Raw genomic sequence first — 17,873 nt, forward strand, 5'->3', positions numbered from 1 at the left:
GGCACGTTCGCGGAGATGCGCCATCCCCAGGTGAAGCGAAGGTGAACGAGGCGGGTCTAAGCGCACTTCACATCGGAGCCGTTGACCGTGGACAGGTCGGGGAGCGGCTTCGGGGTCGGCGTGGGCGTCGGCCCGCCGGGCGTACCGGGGGCGACGACCTGGCCGGTGAACTCCGGGCCGATCACCAGCACCAACGCGGCGGACATCGACGGGTCCTCCTGCATCGTGGCGCTCGGGATGGTGGAGGCGAGGGTCTGCGCGGCGGCCTCGTGGCCCTTGCCGTAGCGCACCACGGTCCGCGTCACGGCGGCCGTCGGGTTGACCTGGACCACGGTGAAGCCGAAGCCCTCGAGCTTCTCGGCGGTGCGCTTGGCGATGCCGCCGGTCTCGTTGCCGCCGTTGAGCACCTGGACCTTGAGCGTCTTCGGGTCGACCGGCTCGCGCAGCGGCGCCGCCTGCTGCTGGGTGCCGCCGTTGTCGGTCGCGGGCGGCGGCGGGGCCTCGCCGCTCAGCGGCTCCTTGTTGATGATCGCCCGGAACAGCCGGTCGGCGTCGTCCTTGCGCAGCACCTCGTTGCCGCGCGAGTTCGACGTGCCGACGGTGGGCACGGTGATGAAGGTGACCCGGCCCGCCTCCAGGTTCTGCAGCGACTGGCCCAGCTGCATCAGCGAGTCGACGCCGATGTTGTCGCCGAAGGTGGACTTGGCGACCTCGCCGGTGAACGAGGTGAGCTTCGACGGGTCGAGCAGCACCTGGCCGGACATCGCCTTGCGCAGCAACGAGGACAGGAACCGCTGCTGGCGCTTGATGCGGCCGTAGTCGGAGGTCGGGTCGCCGCGCACGTGCCTTGCCCGGACGAAGTCGAGGGCCTGCTCGCCGCGCAGCACCACCTCGGTGCCCGCGTCCTTGACGATCCACTTGTTGAGCTTGGTGTCGAACATCGGCTTCTCGACGCAGACGTTGACCCCGTCCACCGCGTCGACCATGCCGCGGAAGCCGGTGAAGTCGATGCCGACGAACCGGGTGATCTGCAGCCCGGACAGCTCCTGCACGACCTTGGTCACGCACAGCGGCCCGCCGACCTGGTAGGCGGTGTTCATCTTCGCGTTCTTCTTCGGCTCGACCTGGTGGCCGGTGTACTTGGCCGCCTTCGAGTCGAACTGCTCGCAGCCGGGCCGGTTGATCTCCAGGTCGCGCGGGAACGACACGATCACCACGCGGCTGCGGTCGGCCGGGATGTGCGCGATCATCACGGTGTCCGAGCGGGCCCCCGGCACGTCGCTGGAGTTGCCGACGCCCTCCTCGGCGTCGGCGCCCTCGCGGGAGTCGGACCCGACCAGCAGGAAGTTCTCGTCGCCGCGCTGCCCGGCCGCGTTCTGGATGGACTCCGACCCCGGGTCGAGCGCGCGCACCTGCTCGATGGAGTTGTCGGCCCACTGCTTGATGCCCCAGCCGACCCCGGCCGCGGCGAACACGACCACGGCGGCCGACCCGGAGAACACCTTCGCCAGCAGCGACCACCGGCCGCGCTTGGGCTTGTCGTCCTCGTCGCCACCGGTGTCGGCGTCGGGCCCGCGGTCGACCGGTTCGACCACCACGGTCGGCTCGGCGGGCATGGCCGCCAGCTCGTCGAGCTTGTCGTCGAGCTCGGCGGCGTCGGAGCCCCACGGGGTCTTGATCCGCTTGGACTTCTTGGCCTTCTCCTCGGCCCGCATCTCGTCGTGCACCTTGGAGAACCGCGCCAGCGTCTGGTCGACCCGCCGCCGCTTCTGCACGGCCTCGCCGATCGGCTCCATCTCGGTGGTGAGCCCGACCAGTTCCTGCGGCGACACCCCGGACGGCGGCGTCAGCTTCCCGTCCGGGGCGGGCGGCATCGACGACTGCCCCGGCGGCTGCTGGTTGGGGATCCGCGGCTTCGGCTGCCCGTCGACGACCGGGTGCCCGCCACTGGACTCACCGCGGCCGGGAAGCGGGTGGCTCCCAGTGCCCTGCGGGCCGGGGATGGGGTGGCTGCCGGTGCCGTGCGGGCCGGGGATCGGGTGGCTGCCGGTGCCGTGCGGCGAGTCGAGCCTGCGCCCCTGCTCCAGCGGCTCACCGCGACCGGGGACCGGGTGGGAGCCGGTGCCGTGCGGGCCGTCGACCGGCCCACCGCGGAAACCGGGCCGCTGCGCCTGGTCGCCCTGGATCGGGGCGCGGTTCTGCCGGACGTCCGGACCGGGCACGGGATGCGCACCGGTACGACCGGGGCCATCGTGCTCGGGGTGACGCGCGTCAGGACCGGGGATCGGGTGAGCGCCAGTGCGGCCGGGCAGGTCTTGATCAGGACCGGGTCGGCGGGCGTCCGGGTGGCCGTTGCGGGCGACGCCGTCGTGGTCGGGTCGGCGTGCGTCGGGACCGGGGATCGGGTGCGCGCCGGTGCGGCCGGGCAGGTCCTGACCCGGGCCGGGCTGACGGGCGTCCGGGTGGCCGTTGCGGATGACGCCGTCGTGGTCGGGTCGGCGTGCGTCGACGCCGGGGATCGGGTGGGCGCCGGTGCGAGGCACACCGGTGCGGGCCTCGTGCTCCGGACCGGTACGGCGGGCGTCCGGGCTCGGCAGGGGGTGCGACCCGGTCCGACCGGGCAGGGGATGCGCACCGGTGCGCACGTCGGGTTCCTGGCGGCGCGCGTCCGGGTGGACCCCGTTGCGACCCGGCAGGTCGCGTTCGGGCTGGCGCGGGTCCGGGTGGGCCCCGTTGCGCGGATCGACGCCAGGGCCGCCGTTGCGCCCGGTTGCGTCCTGCTCCGGGCGGGACCGACGCGGATCTGGCCGACTGCCGCTGCCAGGGATGTCCGGCCCGGTAATCGGGTGCACACCGTTGCGGCCAGCAGCGTCAAACCCCGCTCGGCGCGGATCCGGATGCCCGTTGCCCGGGACGTCATTCTCCGAGCGGCGTGCGTCGACCCCGGCAGCCGGATGCCGACCAGCGGCGTCGGGCTCCTGGCCACCTCGGCGCGGGTCCGGTCGACCGTTGCGGCCTGCCGCCTCGTGCTCGGTGAACCGACCATCAGCGTCGTTGCGCCCGGCGGGGTCGTACTCCTGGCCGGTCCGGCGCGGGCCTGGATGGCCGTTGCGGCCGGGAAGGTCCTGTTCGGCGAACCGGGCATCCGCGCGACCGGCCGCGTCGTGGTCCTGACCTGGCCTGCGTGGGTCCGGGTGGCCGTTGCGCTCGGCGGCGTCGTGCTCCAAGCCGGGGCGGCGCAGGTCTGGACGGCTGGTGCGGCCGGGCACCTCGCGCTCGGCGTACCGGGCGTCCGCGGCGTGTTCCTGGCCGGTTCGGCGCTGGTCTGCGCGGCCGTTGCGTCCGGGCACGTCGTGTTCGGCGAAGCGGGCATCCGCGCCGTTGCGCCCGGCTGGGTCGGGCTCGTGGCCCGGTCGGCGCGGGTCGGGGTGGCCGTTGCGGCCAGGGAGGTCCTGTTCGGCGAATCGGGTATCCGCACGACCGTTGCGGCCGGGCATGTCGTACTCGGCGTCGTGTTCCTGGCCGGGGCGGCGGGTGGCCGGGTGACCGGACATGTCCTGGTCCGGGAGCGGGTGGGCTCCCGTGCGGCCGGGGACCTGGTGCTGCGGGGGCAGCCGACCGGGGACGTCGTGTCCGGGGACCGGGTGCTGGCCGGTCGGCGCGGGCCCGGGGCGGCGCCCGGGGGACGGGTGGGAGCCGGTGCCGCGCGGTGACTCGAGCGGGTGGTCGAGGTCGCGGGGCCTGCCCGGTGCCGGGTGCGAGCCGGTGCCCTGCGGTGCGTCCAGCGGACCTTCGGCAACGCGGCCGCCCGGCTGACGGCGGCCCAGCGGCTCCTGCGGTCCGCGGCGCCCGGGGGACGGCGGCCGGTTCTCCGAGAACGGCCGACCCACCTGCCGGTCGTCGAGCGGGAAGTCAGGCGTGCCGACCGGGTGCGCCGGGCCGCGCCGCTGCGGTTCCGACCGGGACGGCTCGCCGAGCGCCGAGCGCACGGGCTCGGACCGGTTGGGCTCGTTCAGAGCCGACTCCGGTAACCGGCGGTCGGGTCGCGACGAGTCGGGCAGTGCGCGGCTGTACCGCTCGGAGAGGGTCGGCTCGCTGGGAACCGAGCTGGGTCGACGCAGTGGTTCACCGGCTGGCTGGCGGTGCCGGTCGGACCGCGTCTGCTCGTCCAGCGCCGATTCCGGCCTGCCCCGGCGCGGGTGTCCGCTCTGCTCGGGGGACTCGGCGAAACCGGAGTCGGGCCTCGTGCGGCGGAAGGCGTCGGGGATCCCGCGGCGCGGCTCGGGGCTGGGGCGCGACTCGGAGGGCGTGGCCTCGTCGAGCGCCGCGTCCGGCCGCGCGCGGGGCGACGGCTCGTCGACAACCGGGTCCTGCCTGGCGCGGCGGCCGGTGGCGGGCTCGTCGGCGTGCCGGGCGACCGGGGGCGGCGGGTTGCCCGGCAGCGAGCGCCTGGCGTCGGCGCGGCCGCGGCTCGCGGACTCGGCGAACGTCTCCTTCTTGGCCCGCTTCCCGGTGCTCGCCGCCGGGCCGAGCAGGTCGGCGACCGAGGTGGGGCGCTCGTCGTCGTCCCGCTTGGGCCGGGGCGCGCGCTCGACGGGCTGGCCGGTGGACTGCGCGAGGATGTCGGCGGGGACCGCGTGCGTGGCGGTCCGGCTGCGGCGCGACTCCGGCCGCGGCGGCTCGGCGCGCGGCGGTTCCTGGCGCGGCGGCGGCGGGGGTTCCGGCGCGGGGAGTTCGGGGGCGCTGCGGCGGCCGCCGGAGCTGATGACGTTGCGGTGCACGTCCGGCTCGGCACCGTCCGCGGCGTGCCCGCGGGCGGCGAGGTCCTGCGCGCCGCGCTCGTGGGCGGCCAGTTCCTGGGCGGCGAGTTCTTGGGCGGCGGAGTGCCGGGAGGCGGGCTCCTGGGCGGCGCGGCGGCCGCCCTGGTGTCTCGGTACCTCGTCCGGCTCGTCCGCCTCGGGTATCGGCATCAGGTTCGACCGGGAGCCGCTGTGCCGCTCGACCAGGTCGGAGACGCTGACCCCGCCAGCACCCTCCATCGACCGGCGCCTGCGTCGCGGCTGCTCGGCTGGTTCCGGGGCGCGGCGCTTGCCGCCGGAGGAGGAGCCAGGGGCGCGGTCGTGGTCGTCGGACACCCGTGCTCCATTCCCTCGAGAGGCTCCGCTGTGTGCGAACCGTTGTCGGTTGGTTATCAACACGTTGCCGTGCCGCGTTCGGTTGCCTACCCGATCGTGTCACGCTGCCGGAGCGATAGTACGGATGGCTGTCCCTCGTGACGATGGCAGACCGGGTTTCGTTCACTATCAGTACGGAGTTCCGCGCATGGCTCTAGCCCGATCAGGGTAGCCCCGGTCGGGCGAGGTACTTATCGCGCTGAGGCTCGTGGTGTGACGATCGCGCGCCTGCCCGCCGCCGCTCCGGCCAGGTGAGCGGTGCCCTCCAGCAGATATGCGACGGCGTTGCGCCCGGACTGCTTCGCCGTGTAGAGCAGGGCGTCGGCCTCGCGGAGCTGACGCTCCGGAGCCGCCGGTGTGTTGTCCGCCACTCGGATGGCCGGTTCGTGCGCCAGTCCGATGCTCACCGTGACCCGCAGCCCCAGCACCAGGCTCGACCACGGGTACCGCTCGACCCGACCGCGCGCGGCCTCGGCGATCTCGACCGCGGCGTTCTGGTCGATCCCGGGCAGCACGAGCACGAACTCCTCGCCGCCGTAGCGCGCGCAGAACCCGCCGTCGGGCAGCCCGTCCTGCAGCAGTTCCACCACGCGCTGCAGCACGCGGTCGCCGACCAGGTGGCCGAAGGTGTCGTTGACCTGCTTGAACCAGTCCAGGTCGACCAGCGCGACGGCGAGCCCGTTCGCGGTGCCCTGCTCGGCGACCAGGTCGACCAGCCGCTGGTCGAGGTAGCGGCGGTTGTAGCTGGCGGTGAGGCTGTCGCGGATGCTCTGCTCGTGCGCCTCGGCGTGCTCGCGGCGCAGCCGGTCGACCTCGCGGCGGAACTGCTCGGGGATCTGCGGCGGCGCGCTCATCTCCGACATCAGGTCGAGCGCGGAGCGCAGGTGCTGGTACGCCTGCCGGTACTGGCCGCGGGAGGCGAGCAGCGCCGCGATCGACTCGTGCAGGCTGACCAGGTTGGCCGTGTCCGCGGGCGGGTCGTCCGGGTTCTCGGTGCGCTCGGTGATCGCCGGGTGGCGCAGCGGCACCGTCGGCTCGCTGACCCGGTGGTCCCGCCACGGGCTGTCCCGCTGGTCGGGCTCGGGCTTGGCGACGCCTCGTCCCAGAACGGCCACCGCGGTCACCTCCCTACGTACGTGTGTGTCGTCCGGAATGACGCCGCGCTTGAGCGACCGGGACGCATGGACGCAGGAATTCCCCCTACTGGTGGACCCCACACTGCTCCAAACAAGTGACTGACCAGCACGGCGGTCGCGATCCGCACACGCTCGGTATCACCCGTTCGGAGTCACCGGGTCGGGCAGGGAGTGAAGCCGTACGCCTTGCCGTCGAGCACCACGACCCGTTGCGACCCGATCTGCTCGGCCAGGGTCGCGCTGTCGCGCCGGATCCGCACCGACACGCCCACGACGTAGACGGTGCCGCGCGGGGTCTTGGTGGACTTCTCCGGCTTCCACTTCGGGTCGGTGCGCAGGGTCGAGAGCGCGGGCTCGATCCGCAGTGTCAGGTTCCCCAGCTCGCACTGGGAGTCGAAGTCGGGGTGCTGGGTGCGCCGCAGGAAGTCCCGCTGCGCGCTCGCCCCGTCGGCACCGGCCTCGTTGAGCTCGGTGAAGTACTCGCTGACCACGTCCCGCCCGGAGGTGACCCCCGTCGCGGGCACCGGCGTCCCCTCGACCGTGGTGGCGCACCCGGCCGCGGCGAGCAGGACCAGGAGGACGCCAGGCAGCGCGCGCATCAGCCCCCCGAGTGCATCAGCTCGGCACCCTCGGGCACGGCGGCGTCCTCGGGGTCGTCCAACCAGCCCTCCGGCAGCACCACCCGCCCCGGCGACCCCTGCCGCCCGCGCGGCCCCTCGGCCTCGGCCGGGTAAGGCGCGTCGTGGTCGAGCTTGCCCAGCAGGTCCGCCAGCTCGGCCAACCCGGACACCATGGCGAACGCCCGGCGCAGGTCGGCCCCGATCGGGAAGCCCCGCAGGTACCAGGCCATGTGCTTGCGCAGGTCGCGCAGGCCCTTCTCCTCGCCGATGTGGTCGGCGAGCAGCACGCCGTGCCGGTGCAGGATCGCCGCCACCTCCCCCAACGACGGCCCCACCGGGACCGGCTCCCCGGTCAACGCGGCGTGCAACTCCCGGAACAGCCACGGCCTGCCCAGGCACCCCCGCCCGACCACCACCCCGTCGCACCCGGTCTCCCGCATCATCCGCAGCGCGTCGTCGGCACTGAAGATGTCGCCGTTGCCCAACACGGGGACGCCCGTCACGGCCTCCTTGAGCCGCGCGATCCGCGACCAGTCAGCCTCCCCCGAGTACCGCTGCGCCGCCGTCCGCGCGTGCAACGCGACCGCCACCGCCCCCTCGGCCTCCGCGATCCGCCCCGCGTCCAGATAAGTGAGGTGCTCGTCGTCGATCCCCACCCGGAACTTGACCGTCACCGGGATGTCCCCCGCCGCCCGCACCGCCGCCCGCACGATCTCCGCGAACAACCGCCGCTTGTAGGGCAGCGCCGCGCCACCGCCCTTGCGGGTCACCTTGGGCACCGGGCAGCCGAAGTTCATGTCCAGGTGATCAGCGAGCCCCTCCGCCGCCACGATCGTCACCGCGTCGGTGACGTTCTTGGGGTCGACGCTGTAGAGCTGCAACGACCTGGGGTACTCGTCCGCCCCGAAAGTCATCATCTCCATCGTCTTGGAGTCCCGCTCGACGATCGCCCGCGCGGTCACCATCTCGCACACGTAGACCGAGGTCGGACTCCCGAACTCCCGGCACAACTGCCGGAACGCCACATTCGTGATCCCCGCCATCGGCGCGAGCACCACCGCCGGACTCACCACGTACGGCCCGATCCGGAACGAGGAGACAACAGCAGACACAGGCCCAGGCTAGCTGGCCGCAGAGGGGGTCGACGCGAAGCTCCAGCCGCGCCGTGGGAAAGTGGGTATTGCCCACATTGACTCGCCGGGGTACCGTGGTTCTCGAAGGAGGTGCGCCATGACGATGCTCGATGACTTCAGGCCGGTTGCCGAGGTGACAGCCGACGAGCGCGGCAGGGTCGCCGTGGGTAAGGCGGGAGTGGAGAAAGATGCTCGCTACGCCGTCTCGATGAACGCTGACGGGGCCATCTTGTTGACGCCTCTGGTGAGCATCCCCAAGCGTGAACTGCTCGTCTGGGAGAACGACGAGTTGCGGGCTTCGTTGTTCCGCGGTCTCGCGGACGCGGCGGAAAGCAAGGCGCGGTCGCTGGACTGGGTGACCGCTGCGGATGACGAGGATGACGACGACGCGTGAGCGCTCCACCCTTTGCGCTGCTCTACACCCGTGAGGTCGAGCAGGTCCTGGAAGACCTGCGTGCCAAGCAGCAGTACGCGGCCAAGTTGAAGAAAGTCCGCAAGGCGCTTCGGTTGCTTGAGCAAGTCGGGCCAGGACATCCCGGACTGCACTCGCATCGCTATCAGTCGGTTCCCGGCCCCGGTGGCGCTGCGCTGTGGGAGTCTTACGTCGAGAACAAGACACCGTCAGCCTGGCGGGTGTGGTGGATCCACGGACCGCGTGACGATCAACTGACGATCGTCACGATCGGACCTCATCCCTGACTGGCCCCGTCCCCGGGTGGGACAGGGCCCGCTGGTCAGGACAGTTCGGAGTACCAGTCCGAGACGGTGGCCTCCGAGGAGTCGTCCGGCGAGCACGAGTCGTAGCCGTCGTCCAGGCCGGAGTCGTCGAGGCCGGTGCCGTTCGGGTCCTCGTAACCGCCGTCCGAGGTCGAGTCGTCTGAGGTCGGGTCATCGGCGGTCGAGTCGTCGACGGTGTTGTCGTCGGGGCCGCTGCCGTCTTCCACGGCGGTGTCGTCGGCGGGCTGGTTCTCGAAGCCGCCGTCCTCGATGTCGGTCGAGTGGTCGTCGGTCGTCGGGTGCGCGGGCGGCAGGTCGGCGCCGTCGTCCGGGACGTCGCTGGGCACGTCCTGCGTCTGGTCGTTCGCTGGCGCGTCCGGGGTGGTCGGGTGCGTGTCCGCCTCGTCGCCGCCGATGCCCTTCTCGTTCCAGGTGCCCAGCCCGGTCGGGTCGTTGTAGGCGGACTCGGCGACGCCGTCGTCGTTGTAGTCGAGCAGCGCGGTGTCGGCGACGCCGTCGCCGTCGGAGTCCCACATGCGGTCGTCGTAGCGGCCGTCGCCGTCGAAGTCGACCGCGATGGCGTCGTTGGTGCCGTCGCCGTCCACGTCCGAGTCCGCCTGGCCGTGGTGCACGTTCGGGGCGCTCTCCCCGGTACCGAAGCGGTATTCGATGTCCGCCATGTCTGCCCCCTCTGGGTCGAAGTCATCGGGATAGACGGCCATCCCCCCGACCCGGTTCCGCGCCGTCGCCGGGATCGTAGTGGCGAATCAGTCGAAAAAGGACGGTTTCGCCAAGGCAACCAGGTGGGCCCGTGGCGCGTCGGCCCACGGCCCGCCGTGCCCGGCGAGGGCCCGGTGCCAGGTCAGCGCCCTGGCGATCTTGCCGACCCGGCAGGCCAGCGCCAGGTCCGCCAGCAGGTCGGCCCGTGGCGCGAGGTCGGTGAACGCCTCCAGGTACGCGTCGCGGCCCCGGTCGCCGTCCGCGCCGAGCAGCGACAACGGCACCAGCATCGAGGCGAACGAGTGCGCGACCACGCTGTCGCCCCAGTCGTAGAACCGCCCGTCCCGCAAGAAGTTCCCCGCGTGCAGGTCATTGTGGTCAATGCTCACCGGCACCGGTGACTCGGCCAGACGGGCGCACCACTGGGCGATCTGCGGCCCCATCGCGGCGATGTCGGGGGGCACGTCGTCGATCACCGCGAGCGCCTCGGCGAACCGCTCCGGCATCCGCGACGGCCGCATGTCGGGCACCCCGGCGGCGAGCACGGCGTCGGTGTGCGGGGCGAGGTCGCGCTGCATCTGCCCGTACGCGGGCAGGTAGTCGACCATCTCGCTCATCTCCGCCAGCGTCGGCCCGCCGTCGGGCAGCACGAGCCACCCGCGCGCCGGGTCGGTCGCGATCGGCGCCAGCACCCGCTCCGGCACGGCCGCGTGCAGCACCTCGTAGAGCTGGACCTCCGCCGCCATGTGCGGGTTGGCTGCCTTGAGCCACACCGGACCCGCCGTGGTGGGGGCCGTGAACACCCCGGCCCACGACCGCACCTTGCGCTCGGTCAGCGGGCCGACCCGGGTGATCCCCGCGTCGGCCAGCCGCTCGTCGAGCCAGTCGACGGCGCTCGCCTGCCAGGCCGCCGACTGCCATGTCTCGATGTCCACCCGGGAACCTAGCGGGCGCCGATCCCCTGCCGCGCCAGGATTTCGAGCCACCGCCTGGCCGTGTCGACGCTCTCCGCCGCCCGGTGCAGCCCCGGTTCCAGTGCCCCGGCGAGGATGTCGGTGATCCCGGCGGCCAGCGGCGTCGACACCAGCCGCGCCATCGCGCTGTCGTTGTCGTCGCCCACGACGTCGAGCACGTGCTCGCCGGACCACTCCGTGCCGTCGTCGCCGCGCACCGTCAGTGCCACGGCCAGCACGACCCGGTCCCGGTCGGTCTCGGTCGTCGGGTAGCGGGCGGCCAGGTCCGTTGCCAGCGCGGTGATCCGGTCGGGATCGGGGTCGCGCAATTCGGCGAATACCGGTTCCCACGCCTGGAGCCAGCCGTCGAGCCGCAGCGTCCCGCGCACGAACCGCTCCAGCCGCCACTGGCTCGGCAGGTGGTACTGCTGGACGAACGGCAGGCTGTCGCGGTTCGGGTACGCCTCGAACCGCTCGCCGCGCAGCACGTGCCCGGCGGTCGCCTCCCACGGTCGCTCGGCCACGGTCTCGACGCCGCCCTCGATGTAGCGGGCAGGCGAGAGCAGCGCGGTCAGCACGCCCCGGGGCGCCCAGCTGAACCGGTACCGGAACTCGTTGGGCACGGCCGGGATACCGCCGCAGTACGAGGTGAACGTGGCTGTCGCCGGTCCTTCGACCTCGGCGCGCGCCACCAGGTCGTGCGCCAGCAGGTGGTCGATGCCCGGGTCCAGCCCGGCCTCGGTGAGCAGCACGACCCCGGCGTCCCTGGCGGCGTCGGCGTACCCGGCGATCTCGTCCGAGACGTAGCTGGTGTTGGCGTAGTGGGAACCGTTGGCCAGGCTCAGCTTCAGCAGCCGCACGTGTTCCGTCGCGGGCAGCATCGACACGACGACGTCGCCGCGGCCCGGCTCCAGTTCGTCGAGCGCGCGCGGCGTGACGCGGCCGGTGAGCCCGAGCCGGTCGACGCACGCGGCCGCTTTGTCCCTCGTCCGTCCATAGAGGACGACATCGGTGGTGTCGGCGAGCACGCGGACGCCGCCGCCGGTGGACAGGCCGGTGCCGACCCAGTGCACGGTGTCAGCCATTGATGGCCTCCTTCGCCACGCCGGTGCGGAAGTGCTCCAGCGCCCGCGCCCACTCGTCGCCGTGGTCGAGGTCGCGCAGCAGGGGCGCCAGGTCAGCGGAGAACGCCACGCTCGCCTCCCTGGGCAGCAGCGACGGCAGGTTGTCGATGGCGATGATGTCGACCGGGTTGTCGGTGCGCAGCCGCCGCGCCGGTTCGTCCCAGTCGGTGATCCGGTCGTACACCGGGAGCACGTTGCAGTCGGAGGTGACGTCGCAGGTCACGTCCGAGATCACGGCGAGCCTGCGACCGGGGGTGTCGAGGTCGGCGTCGGTGACGAACGGCGGCACCGGCGTGGTGGTGAGCACGGTGTTGACCAGCAGGTCGTGCGCCAGCAGCGCGGGCTTGTCCAGGTCGCGGGTCTCGGCGAGGTCCCACGCGGTCGCGTCGAGCCCGGCGACGGCCAACGCGTCGCGCGCGCCGCGACCGCTGCGGCCGAGCGCGCCGACCACGATGGCGCGGATGTCGTCGGCGCCCCGCAGCGCGGCGTCCAGTTCGTCGCGGGTCTGCGGGCGCAGCGGGGTGTCGAGGGTTCCGCGCAGGTGCAGGACGGCGAGCGCGGCGCCGATGTACCCGGCCCAGTAACCGAAGGCGGCCAGTCTGCGGCCGTTCGCGTCGGTCAGGTACTCGAGGTCGAGCAGCGCGCCGCCGCCGGAGGTGAACCGGTCGAGCAACGCGGCCGCGCCGTCCTGGCCCTTGTAGGCGTGTCCGAAGTAGACGTGGCGGTGCCGCAATTCGCTTGGTGCGTCGGGCAATTCCTTGAGTCCGACCACGAACACGTCGTCCGGGGCGTCGACCCAGGACCCCGCCTCCGCGGTGGCGCACCCGGCGGCGGCGTAGTCGTCGGTGGCGAACACGCGCTGCGGGGAGTCCTCGACGGTCACGGTGATCCCGGCGTCGACCAGGGTTCGCGCGTCGTCGGGCACGACCGGGGCGCGGCGTTCGGTGGGTCGCACCTCGTGCCGCATCCACAGGTGGGTCATCTGGTGTCCTCCGTGGCTGGTCAGTCGATCAGTTCGTCGGCCTGGGCGTAGCTCATGGCACCGGTGGTGAGGGTGAAGGTGCCCGACTCGGCGATCTCCTGCGCGGCCAGCACGGCTGCGGTCAGCGCGGCCCTGGGCAACGCCGAGCCGAGGCTGATCCGGCGGGCGCCGAGTTCGCCGAGCTTGGTGACCGAGCAGCGCGCGGCCGGTCCGGCGGCCAGCACGTTGACCGGCTTGTCGACCGACGCGCACACGGCCCTGATCGCGTCGAGGTCGGGCAGGCCGGGGGCGTAGAGCACATCGGCGCCCGCGTCGGCGAACGCCTGGAGCCTGCGGATGGTGTCGTCGAGGTCCGGCCGCCCGTTGAGGAAGTTCTCCGCGCGGGCGGTGAGGGTGAACGGGAACGGCAGTGCCCTGGCGGCCTCGGCTGCGGCGGCGATCCGCTCGACGGCCAGCCCGAAGTCGTAGACCCGGTCGTCCTCGCGCCCGGTCGCGTCCTCGATCGACCCGCCGACCAGACCTGCCGCCGCGGCCAGCCGGATGGTCTCAGCGGTGTCCTCCGGCCGGTCGCCGAAGCCGTTCTCCAGGTCGGCGGACACCGGAAGGGAGGTGGCCGCGATGATCGCCGCGGCGTTGGCCAGCGTCTCGTCCCTGCTCACCTGGTTCGCCGCGTCCGCCCTGCCCAGCGCGAACGCCAGTCCGGCGCTGGTCGTGGCCAGCGCGCGGAAGCCGAGCCCGGCCAGCAGCCGCGCGGTCCCCGCGTCCCACGCGTTGGCCAGCACGAAGGCGCCAGGCCCCCGGTGCAGCTGGGCGAACGCCTCGGCCCGATCGAGCTGGGTGGACATCGGTGCCCCTCTCCGGTGGCTGGGTGGGTGCTCAAGCTAGATCACATCGCCATCCGGGCGCGTTCGCGTGAGCCGAACGGGTGAGCGGTCCGCCCGGGGCTTGCTCCTGGCGACCGCGACACCGGCCAGGCAGAGCGCGCCACCGGCGAGGGTCAGCGCGGTGGGGACCTCGCCGAGGAACAGCCACGACATGAGCAGGACCATGGCGGGCACGACGTAGGTGGTGGCGCCCATCCGCCCGGCCGTGGTCCTCGAGAGCGCGTACGCCCAGGTGTAGAACGCCAGCGCGGTGGGGAACAGGCCCAGGTAGACCATGCCGACGATGGAGCTGGTGGGGGCGGTCTGGAGCCCGTCGACGAGCTGCCCGGAGAACGGGAGCGTCGCCACGGCGCCGATCACGCAGCCGAAGGTCGTCACCTGGAGGGCGGACCCGTGCCGCAGCGCGGGCTTCTGCAGCACCACCCCACCCGCGTAACTGATCGCCGCCGCCACGCACAACACGATCCCCAACACCGACGCGGTCCCGGATTGCGAAGTGGAAACCCCCACCACGATCGCGCCCGCGAATGAAATCGCCATCCCCACGACCAACCGCGGCGGGAATCCCTCGTGCAACAGCCACCCGCCGAGTACCGCGATCAGAATGGGCCCGATGTTGACCACCATAGCCGCGGTCCCCGCGTCGACCAGTTTCTCCCCCCAGTTCAAAATGACCATGTACCCGCCGAACCACAACAGCCCCGACCCGATGATCCCCGGCCACGCCCCCCGCCCCGGCAGCCCCTCACGCTGCACTACCAGGAACAACACCAGCGCCAACGCCCCGCTGACCAACCGCCCCTGCGCCAACGCCCCCGCCGAGAAATGCGGAGCAGCGTCCCTGATCACCACAAAAGCAGAAGCCCACAAAACCGCGGAAACCCCTGCCGCCCACCCAGCCCGCCGATCCACAACGCCTCCCATTTACCCCAGTTTCGGCGAGCCTCCCACCCCCTCCCAAACCCGTCAACCAGCTTATTCACACCCCTGTCCGAATTGGCAGAATCCACACCCCCGCCTGCTGCTTCTCCCACCCCCGATCACTCTCCAGCAACACCCGACTCCCGCCCGTACCCACCTGTGACCCACACCACCCCGCACACCCCGGTCGTCCACCCACCCACCACGCCCACCCCAGCCGCTACACTCGGCCCCCTGGGCCGTTAGCTCAATTGGTAGAGCTGCGGACTTTTAATCCGTAGGTTCTGGGTTCGAGCCCCAGGCGGCCCACTTCTCGCAGGTCACTGGCGGTTCGGCGGCGAACTGCACGCTTTTATGCCGAGCAGCGCAGCAAGGTTGCGGTGGGTTCGTCCGCCGGGAGAAAGGCTTCCAGGCGTAGTTCCGCGACAGTCACGTCCACCGCTGTGGCGAAGTGCGTGAGTGTCGTCAGCAGGTGCAGGTCACCACCGGCCGTTCGCAAGTGGAGTGGCGTGGCGAACCCGAGGCTGGATGTGGTCGGCCGCGCGGGTGCGTACGACATCAGTTCGGCTATCAGTGCGTCCAGTTCCGCGTCCGGTGTGCGGGCGGCCTGGGTCCTGAGTGCGTCGATGACGTGCCAGGACCATTCGGGGAGGTTGGTGATGGTGGGGGCCAGGCCGGTGGGGTGGAGGAGGAGGCGGGGGATGTTGGTGGGGGGCTGGAGAAGGCCGGGGGCGGCGGCGCTGGTCAGGGAGTGGAAGGCGTTGTTGGCGGAGATCAGGTTTCCGTGGCGGTTGACGACGATGGCCGGGTACGGGTTGTGGGCGTGCAGGATCTGGTCGACGGCGGCGCGGATGGGGGTCAGCCGGTGGTCGTCCCACGGGGTTTCCGGGTAGGCCGGGGCATAGCCCGCGGAAAGCAGCAGGACGTTCCGTTCGCGCAGGGGGATGTCCAGCGATTCGGCGAGGCGGATGACCATGCCGCGTCCGGGGGTCGAGCGGCCGCTCTCGATGAAGCTGAGGTGGCGTTGGGTGGTGCCCGCGCGCAGGGCCAGGTCGATCTGGCTGATCTTGCGGCGGAGGCGCCATGAGCGCAGGTCGTCGGCGAAGCGCACAGTGTCCTGTGTAGTCCTCCGGGGACCGCTCGGCTATTCCTCGCCGGGAATTGCCCGGCCGCGGGCATCGCGGGCACGGTGACCGCGAACCGAGGAGGAGCCTTGTCCGATCTCATCGAGCTGGCCGACCGCTACGTGGCGGTGTGGAACGAACCCGACCCGGACGCGCGGAGCGCTGCCGTCGCCGGGCTGTGGGCGGTAGGCGGTCGTCACATCCTGCAGCCGCCGCAGGAGGTGGTGCGGGTGGCGGCGGACCTGGGCCTCAGCACCACTTTCGAGGCGCAGGGGCACGGCGAGCTCACCGAGCGGGTGCGGCTCGCCTACGAGGAGTTCGTGGCGCCCGGGCTGTACGCGTTCCGCCGCAGGGACGACGTCCGGCGCCTGCGTGACCTCGTCAAGTTCACCTGGGAGATGGTGGCCGCCGATGGCGCGGTGGCGGGTGTCGGCACCGAGGTGCTCGTGCTCGACGCCGAGGGCCGGATCGTCGCGGACTACCAGTTCATCGAATCGTGAGCGCGAGCTTCGGCTACCTGCTGCCCACCTTCGCGCAGGCGAGCATCGACGACCTGGTCGAGCTGGGCGGGCAGGCCGAGCGACTGGGCCTCGACGCCGTCTGGGTGCCCGACAGTCCGCTGGTCTACGGCCTGCCGGACCCGCTGGTGCTGCTCTCCGCCCTGGCCGCGACCACCGAGCGGATCACCGTCGCCACCGGGATGCTGCTCGGCGCCCTGCGCCACCCCGTGCTCCTCGCGCACAGCCTCGCGACCCTGGACCGCCTGGCCCGCGGGCGCTTGGTCGTCGGACTCGGTTCCGGCTTCACCGATCCGGCGACCGAGCGCCAGTTCGCCGCCCTCGGCGTCGCGTTCCGCGACCGCGGTGAGCGGTTGGCGGAGTCGATCGCCGTGCTCCGTTCCCTGTGGACCGGGGAGGCCATCACCAAGGCGGGCAAGCACTTCACCTTCGACGACGTCACGCTCTCCCCGGTCCCGCACGCCGCACCGGGCCCGCCGATCTGGCTCGCCGGGTCCGGCGCGCGGGCCGAGGCGCGGGTCGGCCGCCTGGCCGACGGGTGGTTGCCGTATCCGCCCACAGTGGACAGTTTCGTCGACGGGTGGCGACGCGTCCGGGCCGCGGCCGAGTCCGCAGGGCGTGCCGACCCGCCCGTGCCGGGGTTGTACGCCACGATCGCGGTCGACCCGTCTGCCGACAACGCCCAGCAGCGCCTCCGGACCGTGGTCGAGCAGTGGTACGGCTACCCGTTCGACGCCGTGTCGGCGCTTCAGGCCATGTTCGCGGGCACGCAGGCCGGGGTGCGCGAGTGGTTGGAGCCGTACCTGGAGGCAGGCGTGCGCACGGTCGTCCTCCGGGTCGCCGACACCCAACTGCGGCGTGGGCTGGAGACTGCGGCCGCCGTGCGCGCGCTGTTCGTCTGACGCTTCACCGGTTGCGGGGGTGGGAACGTGGTGGGAGCGGGTCCGCGCCGGGTGGTTCTGTTGTGCGAGCCCGCTCCTCGGGGAAGCGGGTGTGCCACAGGAGCGGGTCGCCTGCCCGCTCCTGTGGCCGGGGGGTCACGCTGCGGCGAAGACGGCGCTCTCGACGGGAGCGGGCGCGGGGGCGGCCACGCGGCCGGTCCAGAACCGCTGGACGGCGGCCAGTTCCGCGGTGCTCGGCTGGGCGTTGGAGCAGCGCCCGCCCGCCATGACCTTGGCGCAGTTGCCGATGTCGGAGGGGTGGTTGAGGCTGAGGATGTGGCCGAACTCGTGGACCACCACGCGCAGGGAGCTGGCGCCGGAGCTGGTGATCTGGTTGCGGTAGAAGTAGATCTGGCCCCGGGTGCAGCCGACGCAGCTGGCGGTGCCTGGCGCCGAGCCGTTCTGCGCGGTGGTGATCGTGATGCCGCCGGTGCCGCGGACGAGCTTGACGCTGGTGACGCCCGCGTTCCAGATCTGCACGGCCTGCTCGACGGTCGAGGCGAGCTCGGCGGCGCGGCTGGAGTCGTAGTAGATGGTGCGGACGAGGGTCTGCTGGGGCGCCGCGGTCGCGGCGGGCGGGGCGGCCAGCGCGACGACGGCGAAGACGCCGAGGACCGCGGCCAGGAACCTGCTTCGGGACATGGGGAAAAGCTCCTTCGACGTTCCCGTGGGACGTGGAACACTGTGCGGGGTGTGTTCCCGGGTCTTCCCAACCTAAAGGCGGACCAGCGGAGCGGGGACCCAACAGGGCGGCATAACTCTTCCCATTGTTCGCGCCCAGGCGTGCGCACACGTGCTTGGCCCGACCGACTCGTGCCTGCTCAGGGCATCACCGGTTGCGCTTCATCTGCTTTTCCGTGGGCAGATACGCGCGGAGGCATCACCACTCCCGCGCCATCCATAGCATTTTTCCATAGGAAACCCCA

The 17,873-nt window shown here is 72.3% G+C and carries 16 protein-coding genes and 1 tRNA gene; 5 read left to right on the top strand and 12 right to left on the bottom strand.

What is annotated here, in order from left to right; genetic code table 11:
• Positions 1 to 56: 56 nt before the first annotated feature.
• The 4 genes from CLV68_RS04900 to dusB all read right to left on the bottom strand — a co-directional run bounded on the left by CLV68_RS04900 (position 57) and on the right by dusB (position 8,042).
• Positions 57 to 5,135, bottom strand: coding sequence for an LCP family protein (locus CLV68_RS04900; protein WP_121389355.1), 5,079 nt, complete (start codon positions 5,133 to 5,135; stop codon positions 57 to 59).
• A gap of 230 nt (positions 5,136 to 5,365) precedes the next feature.
• On the bottom strand, positions 5,366 to 6,298 hold the full coding sequence (locus CLV68_RS04905; RefSeq protein ID WP_092781593.1) for a GGDEF domain-containing protein: 933 nt from the start codon (positions 6,296 to 6,298) through the stop codon (positions 5,366 to 5,368).
• 164 nt (positions 6,299 to 6,462) lie between these two features.
• Complete coding sequence (locus tag CLV68_RS04910; RefSeq protein WP_121389356.1) at positions 6,463 to 6,909, bottom strand: hypothetical protein; 447 nt, start codon at positions 6,907 to 6,909, stop codon at positions 6,463 to 6,465.
• Complete coding sequence (gene dusB, locus CLV68_RS04915) at positions 6,909 to 8,042, bottom strand: tRNA dihydrouridine synthase DusB (protein ID WP_121389357.1); 1,134 nt, start codon at positions 8,040 to 8,042, stop codon at positions 6,909 to 6,911. The genes CLV68_RS04910 and dusB overlap by 1 nt, the downstream gene beginning before the upstream one ends.
• A gap of 118 nt (positions 8,043 to 8,160) precedes the next feature.
• On the opposite strand from dusB, the gene CLV68_RS04920 reads away from it, so the two are divergent.
• Complete coding sequence (locus tag CLV68_RS04920) at positions 8,161 to 8,457, top strand: hypothetical protein (protein WP_121389358.1); 297 nt, start codon at positions 8,161 to 8,163, stop codon at positions 8,455 to 8,457.
• Positions 8,454 to 8,762 carry a hypothetical protein gene (locus CLV68_RS04925; protein ID WP_121389359.1) on the top strand — a complete coding sequence of 103 codons (309 nt, stop codon included), beginning with the start codon at positions 8,454 to 8,456 and terminating at the stop codon, positions 8,760 to 8,762. The genes CLV68_RS04920 and CLV68_RS04925 overlap by 4 nt, the downstream gene beginning before the upstream one ends.
• Positions 8,763 to 8,797: 35 nt before the next feature.
• On the opposite strand, the gene CLV68_RS04930 is transcribed toward CLV68_RS04925, so the two are convergent.
• The 6 genes from CLV68_RS04930 to CLV68_RS04955 all read right to left on the bottom strand — a co-directional run bounded on the left by CLV68_RS04930 (position 8,798) and on the right by CLV68_RS04955 (position 14,367).
• Positions 8,798 to 9,460, bottom strand: coding sequence for a hypothetical protein (locus tag CLV68_RS04930; protein ID WP_121389360.1), 663 nt, complete (start codon positions 9,458 to 9,460; stop codon positions 8,798 to 8,800).
• 87 nt (positions 9,461 to 9,547) lie between these two features.
• Positions 9,548 to 10,435, bottom strand: a complete 888-nt coding sequence (locus CLV68_RS04935) for a phosphotransferase (protein WP_121389361.1) — start codon at positions 10,433 to 10,435, stop codon at positions 9,548 to 9,550.
• 8 nt (positions 10,436 to 10,443) lie between these two features.
• Positions 10,444 to 11,538, bottom strand: coding sequence for a saccharopine dehydrogenase family protein (locus CLV68_RS04940; RefSeq protein WP_121389362.1), 1,095 nt, complete (start codon positions 11,536 to 11,538; stop codon positions 10,444 to 10,446).
• Positions 11,531 to 12,559 carry a saccharopine dehydrogenase gene (locus CLV68_RS04945; protein ID WP_121389363.1) on the bottom strand — a complete coding sequence of 343 codons (1,029 nt, stop codon included), beginning with the start codon at positions 12,557 to 12,559 and terminating at the stop codon, positions 11,531 to 11,533. Before CLV68_RS04945 ends, CLV68_RS04940 begins: the two co-directional genes overlap by 8 nt.
• A gap of 20 nt (positions 12,560 to 12,579) precedes the next feature.
• Positions 12,580 to 13,404, bottom strand: a complete 825-nt coding sequence (locus CLV68_RS04950; protein WP_121389364.1) for an isocitrate lyase/PEP mutase family protein — start codon at positions 13,402 to 13,404, stop codon at positions 12,580 to 12,582.
• Between the two features lie 36 nt (positions 13,405 to 13,440).
• Positions 13,441 to 14,367 (bottom strand): DMT family transporter, encoded by a 927-nt coding sequence (locus CLV68_RS04955; protein WP_121389365.1) that lies wholly within the window; start codon positions 14,365 to 14,367, stop codon positions 13,441 to 13,443.
• 233 nt (positions 14,368 to 14,600) lie between these two features.
• Here CLV68_RS04955 and CLV68_RS04960 point away from each other — a divergent pair.
• Positions 14,601 to 14,673, top strand: a tRNA-Lys gene (locus CLV68_RS04960).
• A gap of 43 nt (positions 14,674 to 14,716) precedes the next feature.
• On the opposite strand, the gene CLV68_RS04965 is transcribed toward CLV68_RS04960, so the two are convergent.
• Positions 14,717 to 15,475: a helix-turn-helix domain-containing protein gene (locus CLV68_RS04965; RefSeq protein ID WP_121389366.1), complete on the bottom strand. Its 759-nt coding sequence runs from the start codon at positions 15,473 to 15,475 to the stop codon at positions 14,717 to 14,719.
• A 102-nt stretch (positions 15,476 to 15,577) separates the two neighbouring features.
• Here CLV68_RS04965 and CLV68_RS04970 point away from each other — a divergent pair, with 102 nt between their 5' ends.
• Both CLV68_RS04970 and CLV68_RS04975 read left to right on the top strand, forming a co-directional pair.
• On the top strand, positions 15,578 to 15,988 hold the full coding sequence (locus CLV68_RS04970; RefSeq protein WP_121389367.1) for a hypothetical protein: 411 nt from the start codon (positions 15,578 to 15,580) through the stop codon (positions 15,986 to 15,988).
• Positions 15,985 to 16,908 carry an LLM class flavin-dependent oxidoreductase gene (locus CLV68_RS04975; protein WP_170224089.1) on the top strand — a complete coding sequence of 308 codons (924 nt, stop codon included), beginning with the start codon at positions 15,985 to 15,987 and terminating at the stop codon, positions 16,906 to 16,908. Before CLV68_RS04970 ends, CLV68_RS04975 begins: the two co-directional genes overlap by 4 nt.
• Positions 16,909 to 17,043: 135 nt before the next feature.
• On the opposite strand, the gene CLV68_RS04980 is transcribed toward CLV68_RS04975, so the two are convergent.
• Positions 17,044 to 17,589, bottom strand: coding sequence for a snapalysin family zinc-dependent metalloprotease (locus tag CLV68_RS04980; RefSeq protein ID WP_121389369.1), 546 nt, complete (start codon positions 17,587 to 17,589; stop codon positions 17,044 to 17,046).
• Positions 17,590 to 17,873: the final 284 nt, after the last annotated feature.

Source organism: Actinokineospora cianjurensis (assembly GCF_003663795.1).
Taxonomy (GTDB): Bacteria; Actinomycetota; Actinomycetes; order Mycobacteriales; family Pseudonocardiaceae; genus Actinokineospora; species Actinokineospora terrae.